We start from the raw sequence: 26,896 nt of genomic DNA on the forward strand, positions 1-26,896 counted from the left end.
TAAACGCATCCGAATTAGTGATGCAGTCACTCGGGGGCTGCGGCAAAGACGACGTCGGGGTTGAGAATGCCGGCCGGGTCGAAGGTCTGCTTGATCCGGTGCAGCAGGTCGACCTTGACCGGGTCCTCGAGCTCGCGCCAGTACGGCGCCTTGGCGCGGCCGAGACCGTGTTCGCCTGAGATCGCTCCACCCAATTCCATTGCCAGGGCAAAGATATCGGTCAGCAGCTTCTTGCGGATGTCGGCATCCTGGCAAAAGATCGCCAGGTGCACGTTGCCGTCGCCGGCATGGCCACAGCCCGCCGCGCCGCCGCCGGCCGCCGTCGCCAGGCCGCGCACCCCCTCCAAGAACTTTGGCATGGCGCCGCGCGGCACGACCGTGTCGATCAGGTCGTCGGCACCGATCGCCTTCAGGGTCCAGAAGGCGTTCTCGCGCGCCTCGATCAGCTTGCGTGCCGAACCGCCTTCCAGCACATAGGCATCCGCCGCACCCAGCTCAGCGAGCAGCTCACCGGTCCGCTCTACGTCCTCGTCCAATCGGTCCGCCGTCCGGTTCTCAAGTCCCACAACGAGATACGCCTGACAGTTGTCGCGAATCTTGTCGGGGATACCGAGTTCGAGATTCTGGGTGTGGACCAGCGCGGCCATCGTCAGGTTGTCGATGTATTCGAGGATGCAGGGCCCCAGGCCGCTGGAGATGACGTGCGGCACCGCCTCCATGACCTGGTCGAAATCGGCGAAGGGGGCGAGCACGGTGGCGCTGTGGTCAAGGCGCGGATGCAGTTTGACGATCACTTCGGTGGCCAGGGCCAGGGTGCCTTCGGAGCCGACGATGAGCTGGGTCAGGTCGTAGCCGGTGGACACCTTGGCGATCTTGCCGCCGGTGCGGATGATCTCGCCGGTCGCCAGCACGGCCTGCAGCCCGAGCACGTTGTGACGGGCGATGCCGTACTTGACCGCGCGCATGCCGCCGGCGTTGGTGCCGACATTGCCGCCGACGCTCGACGACAGTTCGCCGGGTTGCACCATGTAGCGCAGGCCGTCTGACGCGGTGGCGGCGTCCAGCTCGATCAGCGTCACCCCGGGCTGGACGACGGCGACCTGGTTGGTGGTGTCGACCTCGAGGACCTTGTTCATGCGTTCGAAGGAGATAACCAGCCCGTCCTTGCGTGGCAGCGCCGCGCCCGACAGACCGGTCCCGGAGCCGCGCGCCGTGACCGGAACCCGGTGCTCCGTGGCGATTTTCAGTAGCTGCGCAACCTCGTCGGCGGTGACCGGTTTCGCGACGTACGCCGGCTGCTGCGGCGGATGATTCAATACCTCGTCGTGCCAGTAGTCGTCGGGGATGGCGTCGCCCTCTAGGAGGTTGTGGCTCCCAGCGATTGCCTGCAGCTGCGTCGTGATGTCGGTCATGAAGGCACTGTAGAGCTTCGGGGCTTTACGGCTGCTCAAGGAGTCGCAAGGGGTGCAAACCGTCGACCGCGCCGACGAACGGCGGATGGACGCTGTAGCCGATCATGCGCTGGATGTCGGTGGAGACATCGCGGGCGACGTCGCGCGGAATGGAAAGAGTGAAAGACTCCATCGGTCGCAGCCACGGCTGGCAGTACTGGGCGGTGACGGCCAGCCGTGCCCGGTCGGTGGTGTTCGCGCCGCCGCCGTGCCACAGCGTTCCGACGAAGAAGACGCACGAGCCGGCGGGCATCACGACGGGCGTTGACGCGTCGGCGGGCCCCGGTGGCCGGGCGGGCCAGCGGTGGCTGCCGGGAAAAAGCACCGTCGCGCCGTTGTCGGCGGTGAAGTCGTCGATCGCCCAGATCGTCGCGGCGGCCAGCGGCGGCCGGGGCCGCGGGATCGGGTAGAACCCGTCGTCGCGGTGGGGCAGCTGCGCGGACTCGCCGGGCTGAATGTTGATGGCCTGCAACGCCGATACCAGGTAGTTGGGCATCAACAGTCGATCGAGCACGGCCAGCACCCGCGGGTGATCGACGAGCCGGTCGCAGGCGCGCGTCCGGCTCAGCACGCTGTAAATGCGCTGGGTGCGATGGCCCTCGAAGGCGTTGCGTCCGGTGTGGTCGAGCCAAGGGGTGACGACGTCGCGGATCTGCTGGCATTCGTCGGCGCTGAGCAGGTTCTCCCAGATGAGATAGCCGTCGCGGTCCAGGGCCGCCATGTCAGCGTCGACGATCGCGGGGTCGACGGAGGCGCCGCTGCTCGGTGTCCACTTGTGCCGGCCCGCCAGGTCGTTCTTGAGGTCGTCCAGCGTCGTGACGGGGTCGTTCATGTTTCCGACAGTGGACCTAGGTTGACCTCTGGTCAAGCCTTGGACGGTGGCATGCTTCTTGCATGGCGGCCGTGCCCGAAACGGTCTATGCGCGAGACGGCGATGCCCATCTCGCCTATCAGGTCGTGTCCGACAACGGTCCGGATCTCTTGTTCGTCCCCACCGGCACGTTCCCGATCGATCTGCTGTGGGAAGAACCCACCGTCGCCGGCCATTTACGTCGGTTGTCGTCGTTCAGCCGGCTGATCATGACCGACCTGCTCGGGGTGGGTAGCTCGGATGCGGTGCCGATCAACGACCGTCCGGCGATGCAGGCGTGGACGGACGGTCTCGTCGCGGTGCTGGACGCCGTCGGCAGCGAGTGCGTGACGGTCTTCGGGATGTCCGAGTCGGCGCTGCCGGTGATGCTGCTGGCCGCAAGCCATCCGCACCGGGTGCGGTCGTTGGTGTTGTGCAGCGCGTACCCCCGCTTTCTGCGCGCCGAGGACTATCCGCACGGGATGCCCGAGCCGACCTTCAGCCGGTATGTCGACTCGTTCGGCGACACCGTCGGGCGTGGCGGTGTGGCGGATAACCTGGGGCCCAGTTTTGCTCGCGATCCTGGCAAGCGGCGCTGGTGGGCGCGCGGTGAGCGACTGTCCGGCGGCCCCGGATACTTCAAAGAGGTCTTCGACCTCTTCCTGCGCACCGATGTTCGGCCGGCGGTGGAGAGCATCCAGGCGCCGACGCTGCTGCTGCATCGCGTCGGCGACCGGCACGTGATCGGCGGCCATGGTCGCTATCTCGCCGAGCGCATCCCGCAGGCGCGGCTGGTGGAGCTCGACGGGGACGACGACGTGTGGTTCGCCGGCGACGCCGATCGGGTGCTCGACGAGATCGAATCGTTTGTCACCGGCGGGCGAGCGGCCGCGCCGACCAACCGGGTGCTGTCGACGGTGCTGTTCACCGACATCGTCGGGTCGACCGAACGGGCCGAGTCAATCGGCGACGATGCGTGGGCGGTCGAGCTGGACGCACACAACGAGATCGTTCGAAAGCATGTGGTGAGCGCGCGGGGTGAGGTCGTGAAGTTCACCGGCGACGGCGCTCTGGCGACCTTCGACGGACCGGCGCGAGCGATCAACTGCGCGTGCGCGATTCGCGACTCGGTGCACGACCTCGGGCTCAACATCCGCGCCGGCTTGCACACCGGCGAGGTAGAGGTCGGTAATGGTGACGTGCATGGCATCGCGGTTCATGTGGCGGCGCGCATCATGGCGATGGCGGGGCCGGGGGAGGTCTTCGTGTCGGGCGTGATTCCGCCGCTGGTGCTCGGGTCTCGGATCTCGTTCAAGAGCCGCGGCACGCACGAACTCAAGGGTGTGCGCGGCCGCTGGCCGGTGCTGGCGGTGGTCTAGCTCCTCCTGGCGTTCGGTGTGAGCGTGACGGGCAGCTTGCTCAGTCCGGTCATGCTCGGGTTGCTCATGTATTGGTGTGCTTTTTGGAGGTCGACCTGGTAGTCGGGGATGCGGTCGAGAAGCGCCTTGACCATCACCTCGGACATCAATCTCGCGAGGTGCGAGCCGATGCATCGGTGGGGACCTAGCCCAAAAGCCAAGTGGCGGTTGGGCGTTCGATCGAGGACGACTTCGTCGGGGTGTTCGAATTCCTTTTCATCATGGTTGGCCGACAGCCAGCTGATGATGAGCCGGTCATTTTTCTTGAGATGCTGACCATCGAGCTCGACGTCCTTGGTGACCGTGCGGCTCAGGGATCGGTTGACCGTGAAATATCTGAGGAACTCGTCGGTGGCGGTGCGGTAGAGGTCCGGGTTTTCGATGAGTTGTCTTCTCAGTTCGGGGTGGGTGCCCAAATGTCTTAGGGTGAGCGCGGTTTGGGAAGTGGTCGTGTCGACGCCGCCGGCGATCAGGTTCCAGAGGATATTGAGCAGCTGTGTGTCGTCGAGTTTTTCGCCTTCGAACTCGAATTGGATCAGGAAGCTGGTCAGGTCTTCTCGATTGTCGGCCCTGCGGTTTGCTGCGTGCTGGAGGACTTCCTCCATTATGGCCGGGACTTTGCCGATGGCTTCGGCGTATTCGGGGCTGTCCTGCGGGACGGCCATGACATTGTGGAACGTGCTGGCGTAGAGGTGCCAGTTGTCGAGGGGCAGGCCCATTAGCTTCATCGTAAGGATGGCCGGGACCGGGCTGGCGTAGTCGAGGACGAGGTCCATGTGTCCGTTGGGGGCGTGCTGGTCGAGGGACTCGTGGGCCTTTTCCTCCATGAACGGCTTGAGCTTCTCGACGGCGCCGGGGGAGAAGTACGGGGCCAGGGCATGCCGTAGGGCGAGGTGGTAGTCGCCGTCGACTTCGCCGATGCCCAGGGCCGGTTGACCTTCCGGGCGCGGGACGCCCATCTCGCCTTGGTAGTTCATGCCGTTGGCGGCGCCGGGCTCGTACTTGTGGGAGAACGTAGCGTCGTCTCGGGCGGTTTGGCTGACGGCGTCGTAGCTGCTGAGATACCAAAACCCGTCGTATCTGCTGTTCCACGCGACGGGGCATTTCTGCCTCAAGTCGGCGTTGATGGTGTCGTGGTTTTCGTTGAACTCGTCGGAGTGATGGTCGAAGTCGACGATCGCATCGTGCGCGACGTCTTTGCGGCTGGTCGTTGATTGCTTTCTGGCTATCTTTGCATTATTAAGCTTTTGGAGCCGCAACTGAAGTAGGAGCCATGACTGATCATCGAACGGTTTTCAATCATGTGGGCTTGTGCGTCAGGGATACCGAGCGGTCCCGGCGGTTCTACAAGAAAGTACTCGGTTTCCAGTACTGGTGGGAGCTCGAACCACCGGACAACACGACGGCCCAGGTGGTGCAGCTTCCCGAGCCGCTCGGGGTGAAGGCAACATATTTGGTGAAGGACGGCTTTGTGCTCGAACTCCTCGACTACTCGAAGCGCGAAGTGCATGCTGGGGCGACACGGGTCATGGATGAGGTTGGGCTTACGCATATTTCGCTGTCGGTGTCTTATCTTCCTCGTGTCCTCGAGAAGGTTCCGGAGTTCGGGGGGTCGGTGGTCGATGCGGCGGTGTCGGAAGCGATGGGCATCATCCGCGACCCAGACGGCCAACTCATCGAGCTGGTGACCGATGGATGGCTAGCGGCGCTGCCGCCGCGGCCGTAGCCGGTAATGCGTTGTGATCGCATTACACCAGTCTTCCCGCGGGCCTCGTTGAATCGATCTTCGACGCAGTCCTGCACGGGCGGGGTCACTTCGTCAGTTCCGTGATGTTTCCGTGCCCAGCATTCGGGACTTGAGCGACCTGCTGTCATCGCGCCTCATATTCTTCGCCATCGCCAGGGCCTGATACAACTACTGACTGCTCAGACGCGACGTTGCACGGACACCATTGGCCAACTCCGCCGTGGCTAGAGCAGGTACCACTCCGGTGCTCGCTATGGGAGCACGAACCATCTTTGCAAACAGCTGTCGCGACTGAACACGAGCTGTCTGGACTCGGAACGCAGTTGCCACTAGTGCCTTGATACGTGCCAGTCGGACATTCAAGGTATCGAGCTTGTGAATTCGCGATTGCATCCAGCGTTTGATCGTTCGTCGGCGATAGCGGTTCCGCCGTGATTGACGGGGTCATGTATATCGCAACTGCTGCAGCGATTGAAGCGAGAATGCCGGGGCAACTCATTGCTGTCTCCCTGTTACGCGTCTATGCACGGTGTGCGCGCGCAACACTAGGCTAGATTCGATGCCTCCGGACGAGATCCACAAAACTTGATATTTGTTAGCCCACGCGGGCGTCGGCCGTTGACCGCCGTTAACGCCGCGACGAATACCCATCGGGGTTATTCGATCCTGTCATGCTTCGCCAGATTGTGCCGCGCGCATAGCAATTGGATGTTGCTCTCGACGAGGGATGACCCTCCGAGTGAGTAGGGGATAACGTGATCGAAGTGCAAGTTGTCATTGCTTCCACATCTGACGCACTTGCCCTTATCGCGCTGCCACACTGTCAGTTTCACGGTGGTTGGAATGACTCGGTTCTGCTCGAGCACCGGCTCTCGTGAATCGGTAATTGGAGTCGCGGTTGGATCTATCTCGAGGCGGAATTTGAAGACCATTCGTTGGTTCGATTGCTCCCGCCAGGCGTCGATAAGGCGGAACGTTCCGTTGAAGGTCCAGATGCCAGTGCGGATCTTCTCGTACACCCGAACGTGCTCAGCGGACGCCCCTGCTTCCCGGTGGCGACTGGCGGCTTGCAGGAACAAACCGTTCTGCGTCAGCGCACCACGCGGCGTTCTTTCAGGCTGGTCCAGAGTCTTGGGGTCCGGACCGCCTTTGATCTGCGGAGCGTCGTGGCCTTCGTAGATAAGAACTCGGCCATCTTTCTCGACGCGATCGTCGTAAGGTGCGCCCGGTCGGCGGCTCATTAAAGCCACGCTAGGTCTTTCGCTGCGGTAATTCATACCGCGCTGCAAACTGATCCCTTCCTCGCGGCACATGTCCAAGTAGGAAACGACGTCACCAGGAACTACCACAGCCCGATCGTAGGCGGTTCTACAGCTCTTCGACCCAATACGGCGTGGGACTGCAGTATCGCCATTTGCAGCCAGTGGATCAGTTGTATGCGGTACTACCCGCGACAGCATGCGTTGTGCTGATGATTTTAGCGGCGCAGTGGTCCCGATCAAATCCCTGGCTTCTGCACCATGTCAGCGCACCAGCGGAGTCCTGAAATGTAATGCCCGCCACGGTGACCCAGAAGTCAGGTCCAGAAAACGTCGACCAGTCGCCCGACCAGAGCAATTTCACACCTGGGTAGTGCTGTCGGAGCTGCAAGTGTTCCTGAAGCGTCATAGCGTTGTCCCACACGACGCCGTTGTCGACGACCCCGGGACGCTTCGAGCTAAGTTGAGGGACCCAGCGGTCAGCAAGATTTGTGTATACGGATGAGTGATCGTCATTGGCGATTTGTCGCAGTTGCTGTGCGGGTTCTTTGGACGCAGACGTCGCCGTGGTGGTCGCTTGGGCCGTGCGCGATGTCGAAGGCGATGCCGTGTCGTACGCCGTTGGCACTGGGTTGGAGTAGGGGACAAGTGACGACGTTGCTGGCTCCGAACTGGAATTTCGATTGGCAAGGAGACCGATGGCCACTCCAACTCCGCCCACTACAAGTGCTGCGGCGATTCCGATAGCGGTAACGACGATTAGGTGTCTTGAGCGCCCGCTATCACCCGTGTTCGCAATGGTGGGACCTGTTGCACGAGGACCATATTGAGCGATAAACGGAGGGAAGCTGGGTGGCCCGGCGACGTGCCGTGGCGCGAGGAGCGTATCCGGCTGGGACAGGGCAGGTTCTACTGAAAGTGCGCGCTTTGCTGCGCGTCCCAATGCTCCGGCACTCCCGTAGCGATCGTTGGGGTGTTTTGCCATGCCACGCCCGATGACCTCGTCGAAGGACGCGGGAATGCGCGTATTTACTGCGCTGGGGCGCGGGGGTTGGGATGCCAGGTGAGCGCCAATGATTTGTTCTGCGCTGTGCACTGGAAACGGTTTGGCGCCTGTCAGCGCCTCGTAGAGCACGCAGGCCAGCGAGTAGACGTCGACGGCAGGGGTGGCTTCCGTATCGCCGAATCGTTCGGGAGCCATGTAGTCAAAGCTGCCAACTTGATAGCCCGCCATCGTCAGACGAGTCTCGCCCGTGGTCTCTGCGATACCAAAGTCCACCAAGTATGCGAAGTCATCCGGTGTCACGATAATGTTCTGCGGCTTCACGTCGCGATGGATAAGCCCTTGGGCATGAGCCGCATCCAAGGCCGCCCCGATCTGCCCAATGATGGCTACTGCACGGTCCGGGTCGATCGCCCTTCTTTTGAGCAAGTCAAATAGTGTTTCACCTTGGACGAGTCGCACGTCGATGTAGAGAACGTTGTCGATTTCGCCCCAATCATGGATGGGGATCACGTGTGGCTCTTGAAGAACTGCGGCGGCACGCGACTCACGCAAGAACCGGGCGCGAAATGCCCCATCTTCTGCGTATTGTTCCTTGAGTAGCTTCAGTGCGACGGTCCTACCCTTTTCGGCGTCGTAAGCCTCGTAGACCTCGCCCATCCCGCCTTTTCCGAGCAGGCGCCTAATTTCGTACTTACCGAACGTCTCGCCGACGAGCGACTTCACCGCATCTTCCCTTCTTCGTCGAAGCCAGTATCCGCCGCGAGGGTTGGGTACGCAGACGTTTGCCCAAGAAGCCTTGTACCTGCTCAATGCGCACATGCCACAGGCTGTGACTCTGCGCATGCCTTTGGGGCTGAGCGAGGGGAAGATGTCCCTGGGCACATTTACGTCGGGAGCATCGGGTGGCGTTATCTGAGTACGAGCAAGAACAGCTCAAGAGGGTCAACGCGCACAAAAAGCGAACCCTTAAGCGGTCGTCGCGTCGATTAATTCCCTTCACGGTAAGTGGATTGAGCTCGGGGCTGGCGGGCCAGGTGCTGAAGCTGCCCGGCCTTCGCGAGGCGAAAGACCAAGGCACTGCACTGTTCGACGGAGCGGCGGCGGGCGCGGGCAAAGTCATGAGCAGGACGAGTCAACGTCTGACGCTCAAGTAATCGGTGCCTATGCGAAAAATGGTCACGCCGTAGATCACATCGAAGACATCAGGAAGCTCGACCTGAAAACCGTGGACGAGGTGGCGTCATTCACGCTCTTGCATCACGCCTACTCGCTATCCGCAGCGGCAGAAGGTGCGGCAGCCGGCCTTGCCATCAACAGCGGCGAGGTAGTGGCAACTGCCGGTTCGGTCGCAACTGGCGGAGTCTCAGCCGCACCGGGACTCGGTACCGTCGTTGCTGCGATGGGTGTCGATGCCGCCGCGCTTTTGACCGCTTGCACCGGCGTCGTGGCGCGGGATGCCCTCTATTACGGCTACGACCCGCGTGATCCCGCCGAGGAGATCTTCATGATGCAAGTCATCGGGCTAGCCCTGGCAACGACGGCATCGGCAAAAGCCGCTGCCTACCAACAGCTCACAGCATTGACAGAAAGACTCAATGAAAATGAGGCTTGGTATCAGCTCGACCAGCAGGAGTTCGACAAAGTTGCTCAACGCTTCGCCGTTGAGTTCAGCCAGAAGTTGATGAACAAGAGGATCTTGCAGCTGCTGCCCGTCGTCGGAGTCGGTATCGGCGCGGCCTTGAACTGGAAGACGGTCAACGCGATTGCCGATGCTGCGTATTGGGCGTACCGCGAGCGCTTCTTGTGCGAAAAGGGCGGCGAAACCGAGCCCATCGCAATTAATGTCGATTCCGCCGACGATGATCTAGCGGCGATTGATGTTGTCGACATCCTGAAGTCGGAAGGCGTCCACCCCGGCGAGTGAAAGGACGGGCGCGTTGGACCCCATAGCTGTGGCAGACGCAATTGCGGCCGAGGCGCATGCGGGCCAGGTCGACAAGGCGGGCATGCCTTATGTCGGACACGTCCGCAGGGTGGCGTCCTACGTCGATCCCGCCAACACCGACGCCGTCGTCGCGGCATTGCTTCACGACGTCATCGAGGACACCGCCATCGACGCGGCCGAACTAGCCGAGCGCGGTATCCCCGCCCAAGCGATCGATGCGATCGAGCTGCTCACCCGCCGCGACGACCAGCCGTCCGCCACCTACTACCAGCGCATTAGCGAGCACCCAACCGCTCGCGGACCTGGCCGACAACACCGATCCCGATCGCCTGGCCACGCTGCCCGAGTCCGACCGGGCCCGCCTCACCCAGAAGTATGCGGGCGCCTACGCGGCACTAGATGCCGACTTCGACGACGGTGTCCGCCGCAGAGCGCGTGCGGCACAATAGCTTTCAGCAATCGACGTAACGGCTGATGGTGTCCGCAAGTGTCGGCACGGCGCCGCCGGTTTGAGACTGCGCGGAGGCCAGATACAGCGGCGGGCTGACGATTTCGGATTGGCGGTGGTTGCGACGAGCCACCGCCAACCACGGTCGATGGTCGGCAGAGTCTGTGGACAAACTCGTGACTGTGGATACGGACGCGAGGCGTGCCCGGCGTGGAGTTGAGCGGCCGAAATTTGTCGGCCCCGGTTGCGAAGATCTTGTTATGTCTTCGACCACATCGGTTCCCGCGGCGGTGAGCCCTAAGGAGCGGCTTGAGGTGTTGTTCGATGAGTTGGCGGAGTTGGCTGGTCAGCGTAATGCGGTTGATGGGCGCATTGTGGAGATCGCCGCCGAGATCGATCGTGACGGGTTGTGTGGGATGACGGGGGCGCGGTCGGTGGCGGCGTTGCTGGGGTGGAAGCTGGGTTCTTCCTCGGGCAATGCCCATACGATCGCCACGGTGGCGCGCCGCTGGGAGGAGTTTCCCCGCTGCACGCAGGGGATGCGGGAGGGTCGGCTGTCACTGGATCGGTCGGGGTGATCGCGGCCCGAGCGAGCGACGGCTCTGATGAGCATTACGCGGCGTTGGCCAGCGTTGCCACCGTCAGCCAGTTGCGCACCGCGGTCAAGCTGGAACCGCGCCCCGCACCCGAACCCGCTTGGCCGCAGCCGCAGGCCTCGATCACCCAGACCTCTGACGAGGAGTTCACGTGCTGGCGGATCAAACTTGCGCACCCGGACGCGGCGAAGTTCGACGCGGCACTGGCGTCTCATCGTGATGCGCTGATCGCCGAGTGGAAGCGGGACCACGACACTGGCGGCGCCCGCACGGGCAGCACACCACCGTGGTCGTGCACGTCGATGTGGCGCAGCGCACGGCGGCGCTGCATCTGGGTCCGCTGCTCACCGACGCCGAACGCCAGTACCTCACCTGTGATGCCACCTGTGAGGTGTGGTTCGAACGGGATGGCGAGGTCATCGGCGCCGGGCGCACGACGCGGTTGATCAACCGGCGGCTCCGCCGCGCCCTCGAGCACCGCGACCAAACGTGTGCGGTTCCCGGCTGTGGGGCCACCCGCGGTCTGCACGCACACCACATCCGCCATTGGGAAGACGGCGGTCCCACCGAGTTGTCCAACCTGGTCTTGGTGTGCGCGTACCACCATCGGTTGCACCACCGGGGCGTCATCACCATCAGCGGACCCGCAGACGATCTCACCGTTACCGACGAGGACGGCCGACCGCTGCGCCCAGGGTCGCTGGCACGGCCGCCCACCCATGCCCCGCCCGATGTCCCACCCTGCCCCGGGCCCACCGGGGAACGCGCCCAATGGTGGTGGTACCAACCTTTCCAACCCCAACCGCCACCAACAACCAACTAGGTAGCTCACCGCCGCCGGTCATGACCAGCACCGGATCAAAGCTTAAACGGGTTGGGGCGTCAAGAAATTCGCGATACTGCATCGTGAAATTCAACGCTGGCAACCAGGCCCGCACTACCGGCCCGCCACCCCGACGACCTCGGCAACGCCCTCACCGCGATCCGCGCCGACATGCGCACCACCGGCGCGCCACCCCGACTTGGACGACGAGACCGGCACAGATCCCTTGCAGCGCAATGAAAGTCAGTTCTCGACATACCGCGTAATCGTGTCGACGAGAGCCTTTACGGCGCCGCCGGTTTGGGACGCCGCTGAGGCCAGATACAGCGTCCAGGTCAGCGACGGGCTCAACGGAATCGTGCGTAGGTCGGGGAACCGCTCGGCCGCACTGATCGGCAGCACGGTTGCGGCCAGCCGGTGTCGCACCAGCTCAGCGGCGATCGCGTAGTCGGCGACTTCGTAGGCGCTCGTCGGATGCACGCCCGCCTCGGCGAAACCCGCGTCGAGGCGCTGGCGGATTCCCCACCCGCGCGGGAAGTTAATGAAGTCCAGCCCGTCGAGATTCCCCAAAGAGACATGGCGACGACGCGCCAACGCATGGCTGGATTCGCAAACGAAAACCATCGGCTCATGCGTCAATTCGCGGACCGCAACCAACCGCGACGGCGATGAGGACAGGGATACCAGCGCGAGGTCCATCTTGCCGTCGGCGATCGCGTCGAGATGGCCGGCCGACCCGGTGAGGCTTTGGCGCAGCTGAACCGACACCAACGGGTGCAGGCGACGGAACTCTTCGAGCACCGCCGCGAGATTCAGCCCACCCCAGGACATCAGCGTGCCCAGCGTGACGGTGCCGGTCAGCTGATCGCGGTAGTCCGCCACCGACGCCTGCGCGCGCTGCGCGGTGTGGATGACGTCGCGGGCATGCTGCAGGAAGACCTCGCCGGGAGGTGTGAGCACGATTTGGCGCTTGGACCGGTCGAACAGCTCGACACCCAGTTCCTTTTCCAGCCTGGCCACCGATGCCGACAGCGCGGACTGCACGACATGGATCCGCTGGGCCGCCCGCGAGAAGTTGAGCTCCGCGGCCACCGCGACGAAGTACTCCAGCTGCCGCAACTCCATCCAGACAATCTATCGCGAGCAGCGATCGTTTTGATCGATCTTCAGCGTTGGAATAGATCAGTCGCGAGGTGTTGTCTTGAACCAGTTGATGGGAGGACACGATGACTCGGAACAGCCTGGCCAAGCTGGCCGTTGTGTCGCCACCCGACGCCCGGCAAACCGCGAGCCGCGCAACGGTCAGGGGAAACGACCCATTCCGGGCCGGGTCCGCACCCCACGAGCCCGGCACGGCACCCAACTCGACAGCTAAAGTGACCATCACCTCCCGGAGGAACAGCCATGCGAGCCTTGCGCTTTGACACGTTCGGTGACCCCACCGTCCTGCACATCGAAGATCTGCCAGATCCGAACGCAGCGGAACAGGACGCGGTGATCCGCGTCGAAGCGGCATCGGTCAACCCGTCCGACGTGAAAAACGTTGCCGGCCTGATGGACTGGACCGTGCTGCCGCGCACCCCCGGACGGGACTTCGCCGGCGTCGTCGTCGATGGTCCACCCGAATGGGAAGGCGCAAGAGTGTGGGGCACCGGCGGGGACGTCGGCTTCAACCGCGACGGCTCGCACGCCGAGCTCATCACGGTGCCCGTCGAAGCACTGGCACGCCAACCGGAAAAACTGACCTTCGACGAGGCCGCGACCGTCGGCGTCAACTTCGTGACCGCCTGGTACGGCGCGGTCGAGACGGCGCAACTCGCGGCCGGCGAAACGATCGCAATCTTCGGTATCTCCGGGGGAGTGGGCGGTGCGGTCGCGCAGATCGCGCACGGGCTGGGCGCCCGAGTGATCGGCGTGGGCCGTCGCAAACCCGAACCGGAAACACCCGCCGCCAACGCCATCGACGAATTTGTCACCCTCGGCCCCGACGTCGCCTCCGAGGTCAGACGACTCACCGACGGCAAAGGTGTCGAGGTCGTGTACGACGCCGTCGGCGGTGTCACCACAAACGCGGCACTGGCGTCGCTCGCGCACCGCGGCCGGCTCGTCGTCATCAGCACCACCGGTTCGCCAGAAGTCACGATCGACATAAAAGCGCTGTACCGCAACGAAACCCGCATCTTCGGTGTGGACACCGGTAAACTCGGCGTCACAGACTCCGCGCGACTATTGCAGAAGATGTTGCCCCACTTCGAATCCGGCGAGTTCCGGCCACTGCCCATCGCCGCCCGCTACCCCCTCGACCAAAGCGCAGCCGCGTACGAAGCGGTCGGCGGCCGAATCGCCGGCCGCGTGGTGATCAACCCCTGAAAGGCACACCCATGTCCACCAACCTGACCGAACACACGATTACCGAGGCCGTGCAAAAGACCTTCGACACCTCCACCGATGAGCGCTTCAAGCAATTGATGGTCAGCATGGTGCAGCACATCCATGACTTCGCCCGCGAGGTGCGGCTAACCGGCGACGAATAGTTCACCGCAATGGACTTCATCGAACGGCTCGGCAAGATCTCCAGCCCGACGCGCCAGGAAGTGGTGCTGGCCTCCGACATCCTCGGCCTGTCGATGCTGCTGGACACGATGAACGAGAACCCCGGGGGCTCAGCCACCGACTCCGCCCTGCTCGGCCCGTTCTATGTCGAAGGCCGTCCGACGGCGAACAACGGAGACGACATCTCCAATGGCGTTGCGGGAACCCCGATGTTCGTCACCGGCCGGGTCGTCAACGAGAAGGGCGAGCCCATCAAAGGTGCCCACGTCGACACCTGGCATAGCGACGGTGAAGGGTGCTACGACGTTCAGCAAACAGAGCAGCTGCACAACGAATTCGCCATGCGCGCGCTGCTGACCACCGACGAGGGCGGGCGCTTCTGGTACCGCTCCATCACACCGCGCTACTACCCGGTGCCCACCGACGGCCCGTGTGGGGAGATCATGCGCGCCGCCAACCGATCCGTGATGCGCCCCCAGCACGTGCACTTCTGGTTCCACGCCGACGGCTACCACTCACTGATCACCCAGCTATTTCTCAAAGACGACCCCTACATTGGACGCGACGCCGTCTTCGCCGACCAGGACTCGCTGCAGGCCGACTTCGTGCACCACGAACCGGGCGTCGCGCCGGACGGAACACCAGTCGACGAACCCTTCGTCACGCTGGACTGGACGTTCACGCTGGCCGCAGAGTGAAAGGATTGCGACCATGACACGCATCCCGCTCGTCGACCTCGAGCAGCAACCCGAGCACATCCGCGAGTGGTCGGCCCGTCGTGGCAACCTCAATGTCTTTCGGCTACTGGCCAACGCGCCCAACGTGTTTCCCGGATGGACCCAGATGGTTGACGAGCTGTTCGCCAGCCCGACCTTCAGCGCGCGGATGCGGGAAGTGGTCGTCTTAAGGGTGGCTCATCTGCAGGGCTCGGCGTATGAGCTTGGCCAGCACGTGCGGCTCGGAAAAGCCGCCGGGCTCACTGACCAGCAGCTCGACGCGCTGGCGACCGGCAATCTCGACGGCGCCGGCTTCGACGCGGACGAACGCGCGGCGCTGGCCGTCGTCGACGAGTTGTGCACCACCCACCATCTCGGCGACGAGTCCTTCGCCACCGCGCAGGCCGTCTTCGGCGACGCGGCGCTCACCGAATTGCTGATGATCGTCAGCTGCTACTACGGGCTGGCCCTGGTGCTCAACGCGGCCGACCTGGAGATCGACGACACCGCAAGGTTTCAGGCATGACTCGCATTCCGTACCGCCGCCTCGAAGACATGACCGAGCAGGCCCGCGAATTAACGAGGGAGCGCGGCAATCTCAACGTCTACCGCACGATGGCGAACGCCGAGAACGTCTACACCGGCTGGATGCTGGCCGGTCGCGGCGGTCTGACCAGCCCGGTGCTGACCAGGCGGCTGCGCGAACTGGTGACGCTGCGCACCGCCTTCCTGATGGACAGCGCCTACGAGCTCGGCCAGCACCGCGACGTCGCCCTGACGGCCGGTGTCAGCGCCGATGAGATCAGCGCAGTCACCACCGAGTCCGATTGGCAAACAGGCCATTTCGACGCCACCGAGCTCGCGGTTTTGCGGCTGACAACCGAGCTTGTCTCCACTCACAATGTGGCGGCGCAGCTGGTGGTTCAGGTGCGCGAGGCGCTCGGGTCGGAGGCCACCGTGGAAATATTGATGGTCATCGCCCGCTACACGGGGCTGGCGCTGATGCTCAACGCGCTCGACGTCGACCTCGACGAAACCGCGCGGCTGCCGACGCTGCCCATTCACGCGCCGGACTAGTTTTGCACAAGTGTAACGACGGGGGCCTGATTGCCCGTAACGTCGCGCGACCTGGCAGCGCGTAAGCCCTCGCCGCGCCTGTCGGCCGACGACTGGCTGCACCGACGAGGCCGTCGCCGCCAACATCCGCGACGCGGACCGCCGCCTACTGCGTTCGGTCGCAAAGGACACGGCGACTGCGGGTTCAGCCACGACGACGTCAGGCTGCGCGCGGAGTTGACCTTCGCGGCCGGCATCGGACTGCCGACCGCAAACGTGAGGCTCGCATCAAAATCGTTCTGCTACAGCACAACACAAACGGACCACGGCGAAGGGGGACTTCGCCGTGGCCCGCTGAGAGGTTTTTAGTTGCCGAAGCCGCCGCCGGTGGGCGAGTGCACCACTACCGCCGGTCCGCCGGGGGCCGCGTCGATCCGGGCCGCCGCAAAGGATGCGCCCTTGTCGATATAGGCGCCGCCGTCGGCGTAGGTGTTGTGGGCGGCGAAGTCCATTCCGTCCGAACACACCGGGTCGTCGGTGGCGCAGACCTTGATGGTCTTGGCGGCATACGTCGGGCCGATGACTACCTGAGGTTGGCCAAGGAAGTTCATGGCCCGCGTGTTAGGCGTTCCGAAGAGCACCACCGCCGCGACGTGATCGGCGATGTCGGGTGACAATGGCTTGGGCACGGTCGCCGGGTCGACCCCGTCGGGCACGGCCGCCGAGGTGACGAAACCCATCACGGCCGCGCCCTGGGAGAAGCCGCTGAGCACCATCTTGGTCTTGGGGCAGCTGCCCGCCATCGACACCACGTGAGCGCCGGCGTCGCGAATGCCGTCGAGCCCGGTGGACCACTCATCACTGGCGGGGTAGTTGACGGCATAGACGTCGACGGACTTTCCGGCTTCGCGCCCACGCAGGTTATCGACGAAGGCCTGCCCGGTCGCGCCGATGCCAGGCGGCTCGCCGGTGCCACGCGCGTACACCACTTGAACGTCGGGGCATGGCTCGGCCGATGCCGAGGGAGTAGGGGAGACAAGGAAACTAGTGCCAAGGCCCACGGCTGCTATTGCGGTGGGTTTGACGAATCGATTGATGTGACCGGCAATCATGCCGAGATATTTGCCCATCGGTGTCCATCCCAAACCTTTGAGTTCCAAGACCAGTTCACCACCGCTGCCAGTGACCACAAAAGCGACACGCAGAAGACTGCCGTGGTCTTATTTGGCCTGATATATCCCCGGTCAATACCGAAGGACTGCTGGCCGGTCCCGATGTCGTGCCTTTACAAATCAATCGGCTTGATCCTGAGCATACAGAGGGATTGTTACCATCGCGCGGTGAGCGATCCGCCTGCGCCACGAGCGATCGGCCGGCCGAAATCTGTTTCCAGACGCCAGGTCTTGAAACTTGCCGGCTTCGGGCCCGCGATCGTCGGTGTGACAACGCTTGTTGCCTCGCCTGCTTCCGCCGACCTCGCCGGTGCTTCGGTCTTCCTGGACGCGGGCCACAACGCCGTGAATGACGCGTCGATAAACCAGCAGGTTCCGAATGGCCGGGGCGGCACCAAGGCGTGCCAAACGTCGGGAGCGGCAACCAACGACGGCTACCCGGAGCACGCGTTCAATTGGGCCGTCGTCGGTCTGATCAGTGAATCGCTGCGGCAGATGGGGGTCAACACCGCGCTGTCTCGCGACAACGACAGTTCTGTTGGTCCGTGCGTCGACGCGCGTGCCGCACAGGCCAACGCGATGCATCCCGACGCGATCGTGAGCATTCATGCCGACGGTGGCCCGCCGTCCGGCAGCGGATTCCATGTCAACTACTCGAGCCCGCCGCTCAACGATGTTCAGGCGGGCCCGGCCGTGCAGTTGGCACGCACAATGCGTGATGCCCTGGTGCAGGCTGGTTTTCACCAGTCCACCTACGTCGGGTCGGATGGTCTCTATGGGCGCGCCGACCTCGCCGGCCTGAACCTGGCGCAGTACCCGGCGGTGCTCGTCGAACTCGGCAACATGAGAAACGCGCAGGAAGCGGCGCTGATGCAAAGCGTGGGCGGCCGGGCGAAGTACGCCGCGGCCGTCACGCAGGGGATCGTCGCTTTTCTGAACGGCCACTGAAACTCAGCCCGGGACGGCCTCTTTGGGGACATCCGTCGGCCAATCGGGATCGGTGGCAGCACGGCTTCAAGCGGCACGCCGATTGTAGGGGGCTGTTCTGCGAGTCGCATCCGCAGCGCTACAGCGAAACGTCGTGGTAAACAGCAGGTTTGGTGGCAGTGTACGCGCAGGGTTTACACCAGCTGCGCTGCTGTGGCCATGGCGATCAGCATCATGGTGGCTATCCCGATGATGTACACGGGGCGACGAGGGCTGATGTGCGCCGGAAGTGGCCGCCGCTGCAGTATCGCCTGCCGCCGAAACGCGATCACGTAGGTACACAACGCCGCGAGGAGCGCCACACCCGCCGGGACCAACGGTGCCCACCCGTGGGCGCTGTGGATTTCCCTGATCGCCAGCAGTACGCCGTTGGCCAGAAACGCGAACGACGTCCGGCTCCAGGCGAGTACCGTGCGTTCGGGCTGAAGCCCGCCGATCGGGTTGCCGTGCGCCGCCGCCTGGGTCAAGCCGAGACCACCTTGAGGATGATCAACGCCAGCGCGACCAGACCGACGATGCTGAGACCCACCGCGAGGTAGGCCGGTGACGGGTGCCGGGGCAACGCGTCCCCTCGGCGCATCGCATGATCGGCCTGCTGCCAGCGCAGCAGCCCCATCCCGCTGGTGAGGAGAGCGAGGACCACCAGGGCGAGACCGAGCAGCCGCCGGGCGCCGGGGACCGTCATCTCCGGGACGAGCTGCACCAGGGCGACCGCCGCAGCGAGCAGCCCCAGCGCGGTGCGCTGCCAGGATAGGAAGGTCCGCTCGTTGGCCATCGTGAACCGGTAGTCGGGTTCGATCTCTTCGGTGCTGTCGGCGTGACGTTCGCCAGTCGGCGCGATGGCGTTGTCTGGCACGGATACCTCACAAGGCGTGTCGAGAAAATAATTTAGATAGCTCTGATTTTAACTCACGACGTGGCGCCGCCATGCCGCTGCCCAGAACCTGACGGCATCATGAAGGTTGTGGTTAAGGCGTTGCTGTTCGACGTGCAGGGCACCGCGACGGATTTCTTCTCGACGGTCTGCGACGAGGCGGAGCGGATCAGCGCCGGGCGTCACCCGGATGCCGATTGGCCCGACCTGGTTCGGCGTTGGCGCGCGGGTTATTTCGCCGCATTGGAGGCCGCGCGGAGTCGACAGAGCGGATGGGTATCGGTGCACTCGGTGTACCGCTTTGCCTTGGAGACGTTGCTGGAGGAGTGCGGCATCGGCGGCTTCAGCGATGCCGAGCGCGAAGAGCTCACGCTGGCCTGGCAACGACTCGAGCCCTGGCCCGATGTCGCCCCCGGGCTGTCCTGGCTCAAGAGCGAATTCACCTTGGCGACGCTGTCGAACGCCGACGTGTCCGCGGTCATCAACCTGTCCAAACGAGCACGATTGCCGTGGGACGCGATCTTCGCCGCGGAGATGGCCGGGGTGTTCAAGCCGGACCCGACGATCTATCGGATGGCCGCGACCTACCTGGGTCTGGATCCCGCCGAGATCATGATGGTGGCAAGCCACAAGTACGACATCCGCGCGGCTTCTCAGCTCGGCTTTCGCACGGCGTTCATTGCGCGCCCGCTGGAGTTCGGGGTCGGAGGCGATGCCGACGTGGAGTATTCGGACGAGTTCGACATCAACGCGTCGGACTTCCTCGACCTCGCCGACCAGCTCGGTGTGTGGTGGCCGTCTTAACGGCGTGCTGATCCGGTCAGCGGCTGACCGGTGGCAGATTGCAACAGGCAGATCAGCGTGCTCGGGGTCGGATCGGCACCGGTGCGATCCTGGTTCGAGTCGATCAGATAGGTGATCGAAAAGCCGCTTCCGTCCAGGGATTTGCCGGTGTAGGGAGCGAACGCGGCGGTGCAGTCCCGGTTGGCGAAGGTGAAGACCGCGGTGTCGACGGCCATCGGTGCGCGCAAGAACGTCTCGGCCAAATGCGCTGTGGCGCAATCGACGACGGTGATGGTCACCCGGCTGAGATCGGCCGGCGGAAGGTCGGCGACGCAATCGCCGACTTGGAGGTCGATCCATTTTTCGGCGTGCGAGCCAAGTGCTGCGGCCGCCGCCGTGGATGGCCTTGCCGTGGCGTGCGGGGTGATTGTGTTTTTGGCGGGGTCGGTACCGCACGCGGCGAGCAACGAATCCGCCGCCAGGCCGCATAACGTAGGAAGGCTTCGCATCCGCATCGCGGCCTCCTCGGGATGTCGCTTAGCGGAGGAGTTTAGCCCTCCGGGAACGTCGGCGGCACGGTATTGGTCAGCGCCGGGTCCGGACCTTCGGAGGCCATTGACAGCAGCCCGCGCACCGCGCGTGCGGCCAGCAGCCAGTTCGACGGCTTCTTCATGTCCAGCCCGCCGAGAAGCTGTTTGATCATGGTCAGCGTGTCGAAGTAAATGCGTTCGCAGACAAGCGTTTCGGTGTCGTCGAAGACGAAGTACGCGTTCATGCGCACCCGGAACCGGCTGCCGGTGGCGGAACCTTGCCGAGGAAGCCCCGATGGGTGCCCATCAACCAGAACTCGACGATCACCGCGTCGGCGCTGTGCCGCAGCGCGATGATCTCGTGGTCCTGATCGGGAAACGCGGTGCGTGTAGTTGTAGTAGCCACGCACCGCGTCGTTTCCGTCGTGGATGACCATCTGCGGGATCAGCTCGTAGTGCGGGTGCGGGAACGTGGCCAGCACGTCGTCCCAGTCCTGGCGGACCTCGTCGTGAAAGTGGTCGAGCACGAGTTTCTGGCGCGCGGCCAGGACCTCCGGAGCGGGAAACGTGGGGGCTGTCATGGGGTCAGAGTAAGCCGGGCCGCGGCGGCCGCGTGATAGCGCATGCGGTACCGGGAAGCTAGCCCCGCGGCGGAGTCCAGGCGGCCGGCAGGGTCTTGATGCCGTGGATGAATTGCGACAGCAACCGTGCCGGTTTACCGGTCACCGTGATGTCCGGGATTTCGCGGCGCAGTTCGTCGAAGACGACCCGGATCTCGCGACGAGCCAGGTTGGCGCCCAAGCAGAAATGCGCGCCGCCGCCGCCGAAGCCCAGATGGGGATTGGGGTTGCGCGCCACGTCGAACGCCCACGGATTGTCGAACCGTGTTTCGTCGCGGTTGGCCGAGTTGTAGTACAACGCAACCTTGTCGCCGGCGGCCATCGCGACACCGCTCAACTCGAAGTCCTGGGTCAGGGTGCGGCGCATGTAGATCACCGGCGAGGCCCACCGGATGATCTCCTCGACCGCGGTGGGAGTCAGGTCGTCGAAGTCCGACCACCACTTCTCCCGCTGCTCGGGAAAGTGGGACAAGGCCAGCACACCGTGGCTGATCGCATTGCGGGTGGTTTCGTTGCCGGCCACCACCAGCAGGATGAAGAACGACGCGATCTCCTGGGAGGTGAGCCGGTCGCCGTCGACCTCGGCCTCGACCAGGGCGGTCGTCAGATCTTCGTGATGGTTGGACCGGCGATCTTCGGCCAGCGCCGCGGCGTAGGCACCGATGTCCATCGAAACCTGCATGAACTCCTCGAAGTCCAGCGTCAGATCCGGGTCGCCGAACCCGAGAATCACGTTGGTCCAGTGGAAGATTCGCTGATGATCTTCCTCCGGGATGCCCATCATGTCGCAGATCACCTGCAGCGGCAGCGGTCCGGCGAGCTCGGTGACCAGGTCCGCCTCGCCGTCGGGATGGTAGGCCTTCAACGAGGTGACCAGCCGATGAGCCCGCTCGCGGACCGAATTCTCAATACGGGCAACCACTTTCGGAGTGAACGCGCGGCTGACGATCGAGCGCAACCGCTGGTGGCGCGGGTCGTCGAGCACGATCATCGAGCCGAAGTACTCGGCCAATTCCGGTGTCTGGTCGTTGACCGTGATACCGCTGGCGGAGCTGAAGATGTCGGGATGACGGCTGGCGAAGTGGACGTCGTCGAGCTTGGTCAGCGCCCAATATCCGTTGCCGGTCTCGAATCCCTCGTACTCGATCGGCGGCCAGAACGAGATCGGGGCCTCCCGGCGCAGGGTGGCGAACACGGCGTCGCGGACGTCGTCGTTACGGACCCAGAAGTCGAGCGATTCGAGATGGATATCGGCGAGCGGGATCTCGGGCGGGGGCGTCCCATTGGGTCGCGTCACAAAGCCCGCGTCGAGGCTCATCAGTGCGCGCAAACGGTTCTCGCGGGCACGCCCGTCGTCGCCGTCGCGGCGCTGACCAGGTTGCCGTCCATAAAAATCTTGCAGGAGATCGGCCCCGGCCCCTGGGCGCTGATCGTGAACACCTGCCCGCCGAACGCGGTGAACTCCGTCGACCAGGGCAGCGACGCATTCACCTGGTGCAGCTGCCCGGTGTCGGTTTGGTAATAGATGAACTGGGCGACCGCGGGCCCATTGACCTCGCAGCGGACCTGGGGCATTTGGGGTATCGCCTGCGCGACGCCGCCGGCATTGGCGAATGCGATCCCGACGGCCAGCAGCATCGATGGTGCGGCGAGGTGCTTTCTCATGAAATGCATCGTGTCACCACCAGCGACGGTAGGGAAGCGGTGCGTTCAGGAAACCGGCCGGGTGCGCCGCCGGTGAACGGCGACGGCGCCCAGCAGTACAACCGTGCACGCCGCCCCGACGACACCCGAGATCAGCAAAGGCACCCGGCCGTCGGTGCCCCACAAGAATCCGGCCCACAGTCCCGCGGCCAGCACCGCGCACCCGCTCAGCCCCTGAAAGACGCCCTGGGCGCTCGATTGCAGTGCCTCCCCGACAAGCGTCGATATCCAGGCCTTCGCGACGCCGTCATAGCAGGCGGTGAACAGCCCGTAGGCGACGATCAGGCCCGACGCGGTCGCCGCGTCCGTGGTAATGCCCAGGCCGACATACCCGATCGCGAAGAACACCAGCCCGATACCGTAAGTGCCCGGACGACCGAACCGGTCCGCCATCCACCCGGCCGGGAAACTCGCCACCGCGTAGACCAGGTTGTAGCCGACGTAGGCCAAAATGACGGCGACCACCGAGAAGCCGATCTCCTTGAGCCGCAACAGAAGTAGTGCGTCAGGGAAGTTGACGAGGCTGAACACCACCAGAAAGGACACCACCGCCCAGTACCGGCGGGGCAGCAGACGGGTCTGCGAAAACACCCGCACCCCGGTGGCTCGCGGCAGGTCTCGCGGTCGTTCACGCACCCAGGCGATCACCAGCACACTGAGCACAGCGGGAATCACCGCCAGGTACAACACCGGGCCGATCCGATGCTGAAACAGCTCATATCCGGCCAGCCCGAGCAACGGCCCGATGACCGCACCGAGCGTGTCCAACGCACGGTGGAACCCGAACACCCGACCACGCTCGGCCGGATCGATCCCGTCGCTCAGCAGCGCATCGCGCGGCGCGCCGCGCAGTCCCTTGCCCAAACGGTCGACAACCCGTCCGACCAACACGCCGGGCCACGCGCTGGCGACGGCAACGAAGACCTTGCCTAGTGCTGCCATCCCGTATCCGGTCGCGATGAGCGGCCGGCGGGAAAACCGGTCGCCTAAGGCGCCCGACACCACCTTGGTGATCGACGCGGCGCCCTCCGCGGCGCCTTCCACCGCCCCGACCACCGCTGGCGGCGCGCCCAAAACGGTCGTCAAATAAATCGGCAGCAACGGGTAAAGCAGCTCGCTCGCCGCATCCTGCAGCAGCGACACCAGCGACAGCACCCACACATTCCTGGTGAGCCAGGCCGGGCCCTTACGGACCACCGGGTCGGTACTGCTCATCGCGATCCCACTGTTCGCACAGTGGGATGTTAGGTGCACACCTGTCGCAACTTAGTGTGAAGTCGAGTGGGGGCTGGCGAACGGAAGGTTGGGCATGACGGGCTCAAAGCGTGTGGTGGTGTTTGGTACCGGCTTCGTCGGCAGGATGGTGATCCCCGAGATCGTCAAGCACCCGCTGTTTGAGTTGGTGGGCGTCGGGGTCAGCAATCCGGACAAGGTCGGCCGCGACGTCGGCGATATCTGCGGGATGTCGGAGAAGGTCGGCGTTACGGCCACCGACGACGTCGACGCGCTGATCGCGTTGAAGCCCGACGCGCTGGTGCATTACGGCCCGACGGCCATGCACGCCAAAGAGAACATCAAGCTGATCACCGCCTTCTTGCGGGCCGGCATCGACGTGTGTTCGACGGCGATGACGCCGTGGGTGTGGCCGACGATGCACCTGAACCCGCCGAACTGGATCGAGCCCATCACCGAGGCCTGCGAGTTGGGTGAGTCGTCCTGCTTCACCACCGGCATCGACCCCGGCTTCGCCAACGACCTGTTCCCGATGACGCTGATGGGCCTGACCTCCGAGGTGCGTCGCGTGCGCGCCTCGGAACTGCTCGACTACACGAACTACGAGGGCGACTACGAGTTCGAGATGGGGATCGGGCGCGAACCCGAATTCAAGCCCATGCTCGAGGACCGCGACATGCTGATCTTCGCCTGGGGTGCGACCGTCCCGATGATCGCGCACGCCGCCGGGATCATGCTCGACGAGATCACCACGACCTGGGACAAGTGGGTCACGCCGACCGAGCGCAACTCCGCCCGGGGCGTGATCAAGCCCGGCCACGTCGCCGCGGTCCGATTCACAATCAACGGCGTCTACCAGGGCGAGACCCGCATCCAGCTCGAGCACGTCAACCGGATCGGCCTCGACGCGGCCCCCGACTGGCCGACCGGTCATGACAACGACGTCTACCGGGTCGACATCGAGGGGACGCCGAGCATCTTCCAGGAGACCGCGTTCCGGTTCACCGACGGCTCCGGCCGGGACGCGGCCGCGGCCGGATGCCTGGCCACCGGGCTGCGCGCGCTGAACGCGGTGCCGGCGGTCAACGAGCTGCGGCCCGGCTGGGTCACCCCGCTGGATCTACCGCTTATCGCCGGAGCCGGCAATATACGGTGACCAGCGCTTATACTGTTCCCGATTCGTTATACAGCTCACGCATAGCCAGCGCAGAGATTGGCTATAGGTATAACCGGCAAAATCGGGGATAGGCGGCGGATGCGGGGGCATTCCGCTGGATAACGGGGAATGGGGCCATGTCAGACGGAGCTACGCCCGCGCTGGGGCTCTCGATTGGTGCCACCAACTTCGCCGCGGTCACCGCCGACCACGGCATCACTCGTAAGCCCGTGATCACGCTCTTTCGCGAGCGGCTGCCCGAGATCGGAGTGCCCGGCGAGAACCCCCGGCTGGACCAGCCGGGCCTGGTGATCACCGACTTCGTGGATCGGGTCGGCGACCCGATCGGCATCGTGGCCGCCGACGGCACGGTACATCGCAGCGAGGTCCTGGCCGCCGACGGTCTGCGTGCCCTGGCCTACGCCGCCACCAACGGGGGCGGCCTGCCGGAAAACGTCGCGGTGACTCACCCCGCGCACTGGGCGTCGACGTCGGTGGACGCGCTGGGTTCCGCGCTGAGCCGGGTGCCCGAATGGGCCAACCGCGACCGTCCACTGACGTTGATCCCCGACGCGGCCGCGACGCTGTTCGCCGCGCGGGCCAACCCGGGCATCCCGGCGCGCGGGACCGTGGCGGTCTGCGACTTCGGCGGCAGCGGCAGCAGCATCACGCTGATGGACGCCGCCGGCGACTACCAGCCGCTCGCCCCGACCGCGCGGCACCTCGACTTCTCCGGCGACCTGATCGATCAGGCGCTGTTGACGGTCGTCCTGGCCAACCTGCCCAGCGCCGATTCCTTCGATCCGTCCGGCACCTCGGCCATCGGGCCGCTGAGCCGGCTGCGGACCGGATGCCGCACCGCCAAGGAGCAGCTCTCGTCGAGCACCGTCGCCACACTGGCCGAGGGGTTGCCGGGCATCCCCGGCGAAATCCGGCTCACCAGAAACGAACTCGACGACGCGATCCGTACATCGCTGACGGGTTTCATGGCGGCCCTGGATGAAACGCTGGCGCGCAACGGAGTTCGCGATCTGGTCGCGGTGGTGTCGGTGGGCGGTGGCGCGAACATCCCGGCGGTCACCACGATGCTCTCCGGACACCTGCGGGTTCCCGTGGTGACGATGCCGCGCCCGCAGCTGGCCCCGGCGATCGGTGGGGCGCTACGCGCGACGCGTGGACCGGGGGAGACCAGCGCGACGCGGCTGACCCCGGCCGCCTCGCGCGCGACCGCGACGGCCGTGGCGGCAGCAGCCGCGGCGGCACCGTTGGCCGTCGAAGAGCGCAAGTCGGTGCTGACCCACGCGTCGGAGCCGATCTCGAGCCTGATGCCCGCGCTGGCGTGGTCGGAGGCCGGCGACGAATCACAGGTGATGCCCGCCGTCGGTGGGCAGATCCCGAATCATGCTGGCGGGTCAGGTTATACGTCGGCGCGGCCGGCATTGAACTTCGATCAGCCTTCCGTGCCGCCACGTCGGGAGAAGAAGAGCCCGATCGTGCCCTGGTCCCGGTTGCCCGGGATGTTCATCATCAGCACGGCCGTCGCCGTGTTGCTGGTCGGCATCGCGTTGGCAATGGCGCTCTCCGACGACAAACCGGCGCCGACACCGAACTCCGGCGTGAAGACGACTCCAGCGACCGCGCCACCCGCCAATGGTGCGACCGCGCAACCCGCGCCACCGAGCCAGGCGCCGCCCACGGGTCAGGCCGCGACTCCGGCACCGGCGGCGGTTCCTGATCAGCCCGCCCCCGCAGCGGTCGACACGCCCCCGCCCGCGGCAGTCGACACGCCCGCGCCCGCGGCGGTGGATACGCCGGTCCCCGCGGCGCCTCCGCCCGTCGAGGCCCCGGCCCCGCCGCCGGTGCCCCAGATTCCGGCGCCCGCGCCCCGGGTCCCGCCGATCCCGGCGATTCCGCCTATTCCGCGTATCCCCGGAATCAGCCTGCCAATTCCGGGATTTGGCCAGTAGGG

28 protein-coding genes and 5 pseudogenes are annotated in these 26,896 nt (G+C 64.7%); 17 read left to right on the top strand and 16 right to left on the bottom strand.

Annotated features, from left to right (window positions below; translation table 11 throughout):
• Positions 1-26: 26 nt before the first annotated feature.
• Together G6N54_RS00270 and G6N54_RS00275 are read right to left on the bottom strand one after the other, a co-directional pair.
• Positions 27-1,412 carry an FAD-binding oxidoreductase gene (locus G6N54_RS00270; RefSeq protein WP_163788042.1) on the bottom strand — a complete coding sequence of 462 codons (1,386 nt, stop codon included), beginning with the start codon at positions 1,410-1,412 and terminating at the stop codon, positions 27-29.
• A gap of 25 nt (positions 1,413-1,437) precedes the next feature.
• Positions 1,438-2,283 carry a phytanoyl-CoA dioxygenase family protein gene (locus G6N54_RS00275; RefSeq protein WP_163788043.1) on the bottom strand — a complete coding sequence of 282 codons (846 nt, stop codon included), beginning with the start codon at positions 2,281-2,283 and terminating at the stop codon, positions 1,438-1,440.
• 62 nt (positions 2,284-2,345) lie between these two features.
• Here G6N54_RS00275 and G6N54_RS00280 point away from each other — a divergent pair, with 62 nt between their 5' ends.
• Positions 2,346-3,680, top strand: coding sequence for an adenylate/guanylate cyclase domain-containing protein (locus tag G6N54_RS00280; RefSeq protein ID WP_163788044.1), 1,335 nt, complete (start codon positions 2,346-2,348; stop codon positions 3,678-3,680).
• Here G6N54_RS00280 and G6N54_RS00285 read toward each other — a convergent pair.
• Positions 3,677-4,948: a cytochrome P450 gene (locus tag G6N54_RS00285; protein ID WP_163794341.1), complete on the bottom strand. Its 1,272-nt coding sequence runs from the start codon at positions 4,946-4,948 to the stop codon at positions 3,677-3,679. The two genes, G6N54_RS00280 and G6N54_RS00285, sit on opposite strands and share 4 nt — an antisense overlap.
• 44 nt (positions 4,949-4,992) lie before the next feature.
• Here G6N54_RS00285 and G6N54_RS00290 point away from each other — a divergent pair, with 44 nt between their 5' ends.
• Positions 4,993-5,445, top strand: coding sequence for a VOC family protein (locus tag G6N54_RS00290; protein ID WP_163788045.1), 453 nt, complete (start codon positions 4,993-4,995; stop codon positions 5,443-5,445).
• Between the two features lie 145 nt (positions 5,446-5,590).
• Here G6N54_RS00290 and G6N54_RS00295 read toward each other — a convergent pair whose 3' ends face one another.
• From G6N54_RS00295 to G6N54_RS00305, 3 genes are all read right to left on the bottom strand, one after another.
• The gene (locus tag G6N54_RS00295) at positions 5,591-5,965 is read right to left on the bottom strand and encodes a DUF3761 domain-containing protein (protein ID WP_163788046.1); all 375 of its coding nucleotides are present in this window, start codon (positions 5,963-5,965) and stop codon (positions 5,591-5,593) included.
• A 157-nt stretch (positions 5,966-6,122) separates the two neighbouring features.
• Complete coding sequence (locus G6N54_RS00300; protein WP_197939565.1) at positions 6,123-6,707, bottom strand: HNH endonuclease; 585 nt, start codon at positions 6,705-6,707, stop codon at positions 6,123-6,125.
• A 187-nt stretch (positions 6,708-6,894) separates the two neighbouring features.
• Positions 6,895-8,454: a serine/threonine-protein kinase gene (locus G6N54_RS00305; RefSeq protein WP_163788047.1), complete on the bottom strand. Its 1,560-nt coding sequence runs from the start codon at positions 8,452-8,454 to the stop codon at positions 6,895-6,897.
• A gap of 179 nt (positions 8,455-8,633) precedes the next feature.
• Here G6N54_RS00305 and G6N54_RS30015 point away from each other — a divergent pair, with 179 nt between their 5' ends.
• From G6N54_RS30015 to G6N54_RS30025, 4 genes and pseudogenes are all read left to right on the top strand, one after another.
• Positions 8,634-8,885 carry a hypothetical protein gene (locus tag G6N54_RS30015; protein ID WP_232073191.1) on the top strand — a complete coding sequence of 84 codons (252 nt, stop codon included), beginning with the start codon at positions 8,634-8,636 and terminating at the stop codon, positions 8,883-8,885.
• A 62-nt stretch (positions 8,886-8,947) separates the two neighbouring features.
• Positions 8,948-9,655, top strand: coding sequence for an EcsC family protein (locus G6N54_RS00310; RefSeq protein WP_232073844.1), 708 nt, complete (start codon positions 8,948-8,950; stop codon positions 9,653-9,655).
• An 82-nt stretch (positions 9,656-9,737) separates the two neighbouring features.
• Positions 9,738-9,809, top strand: a pseudogene (locus G6N54_RS30020) (HD domain-containing protein); the annotation flags it as partial.
• A gap of 82 nt (positions 9,810-9,891) precedes the next feature.
• Positions 9,892-10,125 (top strand): hypothetical protein, encoded by a 234-nt coding sequence (locus G6N54_RS30025; RefSeq protein WP_232073850.1) that lies wholly within the window; start codon positions 9,892-9,894, stop codon positions 10,123-10,125.
• 3 nt (positions 10,126-10,128) lie between these two features.
• Here the strand turns inward: G6N54_RS30025 and G6N54_RS00320 are convergent, their stop codons facing one another.
• The gene (locus G6N54_RS00320) at positions 10,129-10,296 is read right to left on the bottom strand and encodes a hypothetical protein (RefSeq protein ID WP_163788048.1); all 168 of its coding nucleotides are present in this window, start codon (positions 10,294-10,296) and stop codon (positions 10,129-10,131) included.
• Positions 10,297-10,384: 88 nt separating this feature from the next.
• Here G6N54_RS00320 and G6N54_RS00325 point away from each other — a divergent pair.
• Positions 10,385-11,543, top strand: a pseudogene (locus tag G6N54_RS00325) (DUF222 domain-containing protein).
• Between the two features lie 243 nt (positions 11,544-11,786).
• On the opposite strand, the gene G6N54_RS00330 reads toward G6N54_RS00325, so the two are convergent.
• Positions 11,787-12,668 (bottom strand): LysR family transcriptional regulator, encoded by an 882-nt coding sequence (locus tag G6N54_RS00330; protein ID WP_163788049.1) that lies wholly within the window; start codon positions 12,666-12,668, stop codon positions 11,787-11,789.
• A gap of 279 nt (positions 12,669-12,947) precedes the next feature.
• On the opposite strand from G6N54_RS00330, the gene G6N54_RS00335 reads away from it, so the two are divergent.
• From G6N54_RS00335 to G6N54_RS31235, 6 genes and pseudogenes are all read left to right on the top strand, one after another.
• The gene (locus G6N54_RS00335) at positions 12,948-13,913 is read left to right on the top strand and encodes a quinone oxidoreductase family protein (RefSeq protein WP_163788050.1); all 966 of its coding nucleotides are present in this window, start codon (positions 12,948-12,950) and stop codon (positions 13,911-13,913) included.
• A gap of 11 nt (positions 13,914-13,924) precedes the next feature.
• A pseudogene (locus tag G6N54_RS30945) lies at positions 13,925-14,185 on the top strand (dioxygenase); the annotation flags it as partial.
• Positions 14,186-14,794 carry a dioxygenase family protein gene (locus G6N54_RS00345; protein WP_232073845.1) on the top strand — a complete coding sequence of 203 codons (609 nt, stop codon included), beginning with the start codon at positions 14,186-14,188 and terminating at the stop codon, positions 14,792-14,794.
• 13 nt (positions 14,795-14,807) lie between these two features.
• The gene (locus G6N54_RS00350; RefSeq protein ID WP_163788053.1) at positions 14,808-15,338 is read left to right on the top strand and encodes a carboxymuconolactone decarboxylase family protein; all 531 of its coding nucleotides are present in this window, start codon (positions 14,808-14,810) and stop codon (positions 15,336-15,338) included.
• Entirely contained in the window at positions 15,335-15,889 is a 555-nt protein-coding gene (locus G6N54_RS00355; protein WP_163788054.1) for a carboxymuconolactone decarboxylase family protein, read from the top strand. Before G6N54_RS00350 ends, G6N54_RS00355 begins: the two co-directional genes overlap by 4 nt.
• 103 nt (positions 15,890-15,992) lie before the next feature.
• Positions 15,993-16,132: pseudogene (locus G6N54_RS31235) on the top strand (TetR/AcrR family transcriptional regulator); the annotation flags it as partial.
• 101 nt (positions 16,133-16,233) lie between these two features.
• On the opposite strand, the gene G6N54_RS00360 reads toward G6N54_RS31235, so the two are convergent.
• Entirely contained in the window at positions 16,234-16,998 is a 765-nt protein-coding gene (locus G6N54_RS00360; RefSeq protein ID WP_163788055.1) for a cutinase family protein, read from the bottom strand.
• 237 nt (positions 16,999-17,235) lie between these two features.
• Here G6N54_RS00360 and G6N54_RS00365 point away from each other — a divergent pair, with 237 nt between their 5' ends.
• On the top strand, positions 17,236-17,988 hold the full coding sequence (locus G6N54_RS00365; protein ID WP_232073846.1) for an Rv3717 family N-acetylmuramoyl-L-alanine amidase: 753 nt from the start codon (positions 17,236-17,238) through the stop codon (positions 17,986-17,988).
• 173 nt (positions 17,989-18,161) lie between these two features.
• Here G6N54_RS00365 and G6N54_RS00370 read toward each other — a convergent pair whose 3' ends face one another.
• Both G6N54_RS00370 and G6N54_RS00375 read right to left on the bottom strand, forming a co-directional pair.
• Positions 18,162-18,494 carry a DUF202 domain-containing protein gene (locus tag G6N54_RS00370; RefSeq protein ID WP_232073193.1) on the bottom strand — a complete coding sequence of 111 codons (333 nt, stop codon included), beginning with the start codon at positions 18,492-18,494 and terminating at the stop codon, positions 18,162-18,164.
• Positions 18,491-18,802, bottom strand: a complete 312-nt coding sequence (locus G6N54_RS00375) for a DUF202 domain-containing protein (RefSeq protein WP_163794347.1) — start codon at positions 18,800-18,802, stop codon at positions 18,491-18,493. The genes G6N54_RS00370 and G6N54_RS00375 overlap by 4 nt, the downstream gene beginning before the upstream one ends.
• Positions 18,803-18,982: 180 nt before the next feature.
• On the opposite strand from G6N54_RS00375, the gene G6N54_RS00380 reads away from it, so the two are divergent.
• Positions 18,983-19,705, top strand: coding sequence for a haloacid dehalogenase type II (locus G6N54_RS00380; RefSeq protein WP_163788057.1), 723 nt, complete (start codon positions 18,983-18,985; stop codon positions 19,703-19,705).
• On the opposite strand, the gene G6N54_RS00385 is transcribed toward G6N54_RS00380, so the two are convergent.
• The 5 genes and pseudogenes from G6N54_RS00385 to G6N54_RS00405 form a co-directional block, all read right to left on the bottom strand.
• Positions 19,702-20,199 (bottom strand): hypothetical protein, encoded by a 498-nt coding sequence (locus G6N54_RS00385; RefSeq protein WP_163788058.1) that lies wholly within the window; start codon positions 20,197-20,199, stop codon positions 19,702-19,704. The two genes, G6N54_RS00380 and G6N54_RS00385, sit on opposite strands and share 4 nt — an antisense overlap.
• Positions 20,200-20,234: 35 nt before the next feature.
• Positions 20,235-20,795 (bottom strand): annotated as a pseudogene (locus G6N54_RS00390) (ester cyclase).
• Positions 20,796-20,853: 58 nt separating this feature from the next.
• Entirely contained in the window at positions 20,854-22,152 is a 1,299-nt protein-coding gene (locus G6N54_RS00395; protein WP_163788059.1) for a cytochrome P450, read from the bottom strand.
• Positions 22,152-22,499, bottom strand: a complete 348-nt coding sequence (locus G6N54_RS00400; RefSeq protein WP_179969136.1) for an MmpS family transport accessory protein — start codon at positions 22,497-22,499, stop codon at positions 22,152-22,154. Before G6N54_RS00400 ends, G6N54_RS00395 begins: the two co-directional genes overlap by 1 nt.
• A gap of 45 nt (positions 22,500-22,544) precedes the next feature.
• Positions 22,545-23,753 (bottom strand): MFS transporter, encoded by a 1,209-nt coding sequence (locus tag G6N54_RS00405; protein ID WP_163788061.1) that lies wholly within the window; start codon positions 23,751-23,753, stop codon positions 22,545-22,547.
• An 88-nt stretch (positions 23,754-23,841) separates the two neighbouring features.
• Here G6N54_RS00405 and G6N54_RS00410 point away from each other — a divergent pair, with 88 nt between their 5' ends.
• Entirely contained in the window at positions 23,842-24,927 is a 1,086-nt protein-coding gene (locus tag G6N54_RS00410) for an NAD(P)H-dependent amine dehydrogenase family protein (RefSeq protein WP_163788062.1), read from the top strand.
• Between the two features lie 137 nt (positions 24,928-25,064).
• Positions 25,065-26,894, top strand: coding sequence for an Hsp70 family protein (locus G6N54_RS00415; RefSeq protein WP_163788063.1), 1,830 nt, complete (start codon positions 25,065-25,067; stop codon positions 26,892-26,894).
• Positions 26,895-26,896: the final 2 nt, after the last annotated feature.

It is taken from the genome of Mycobacterium stomatepiae, from assembly GCF_010731715.1.
Classification (GTDB): domain Bacteria; phylum Actinomycetota; class Actinomycetes; order Mycobacteriales; family Mycobacteriaceae; genus Mycobacterium; species Mycobacterium stomatepiae.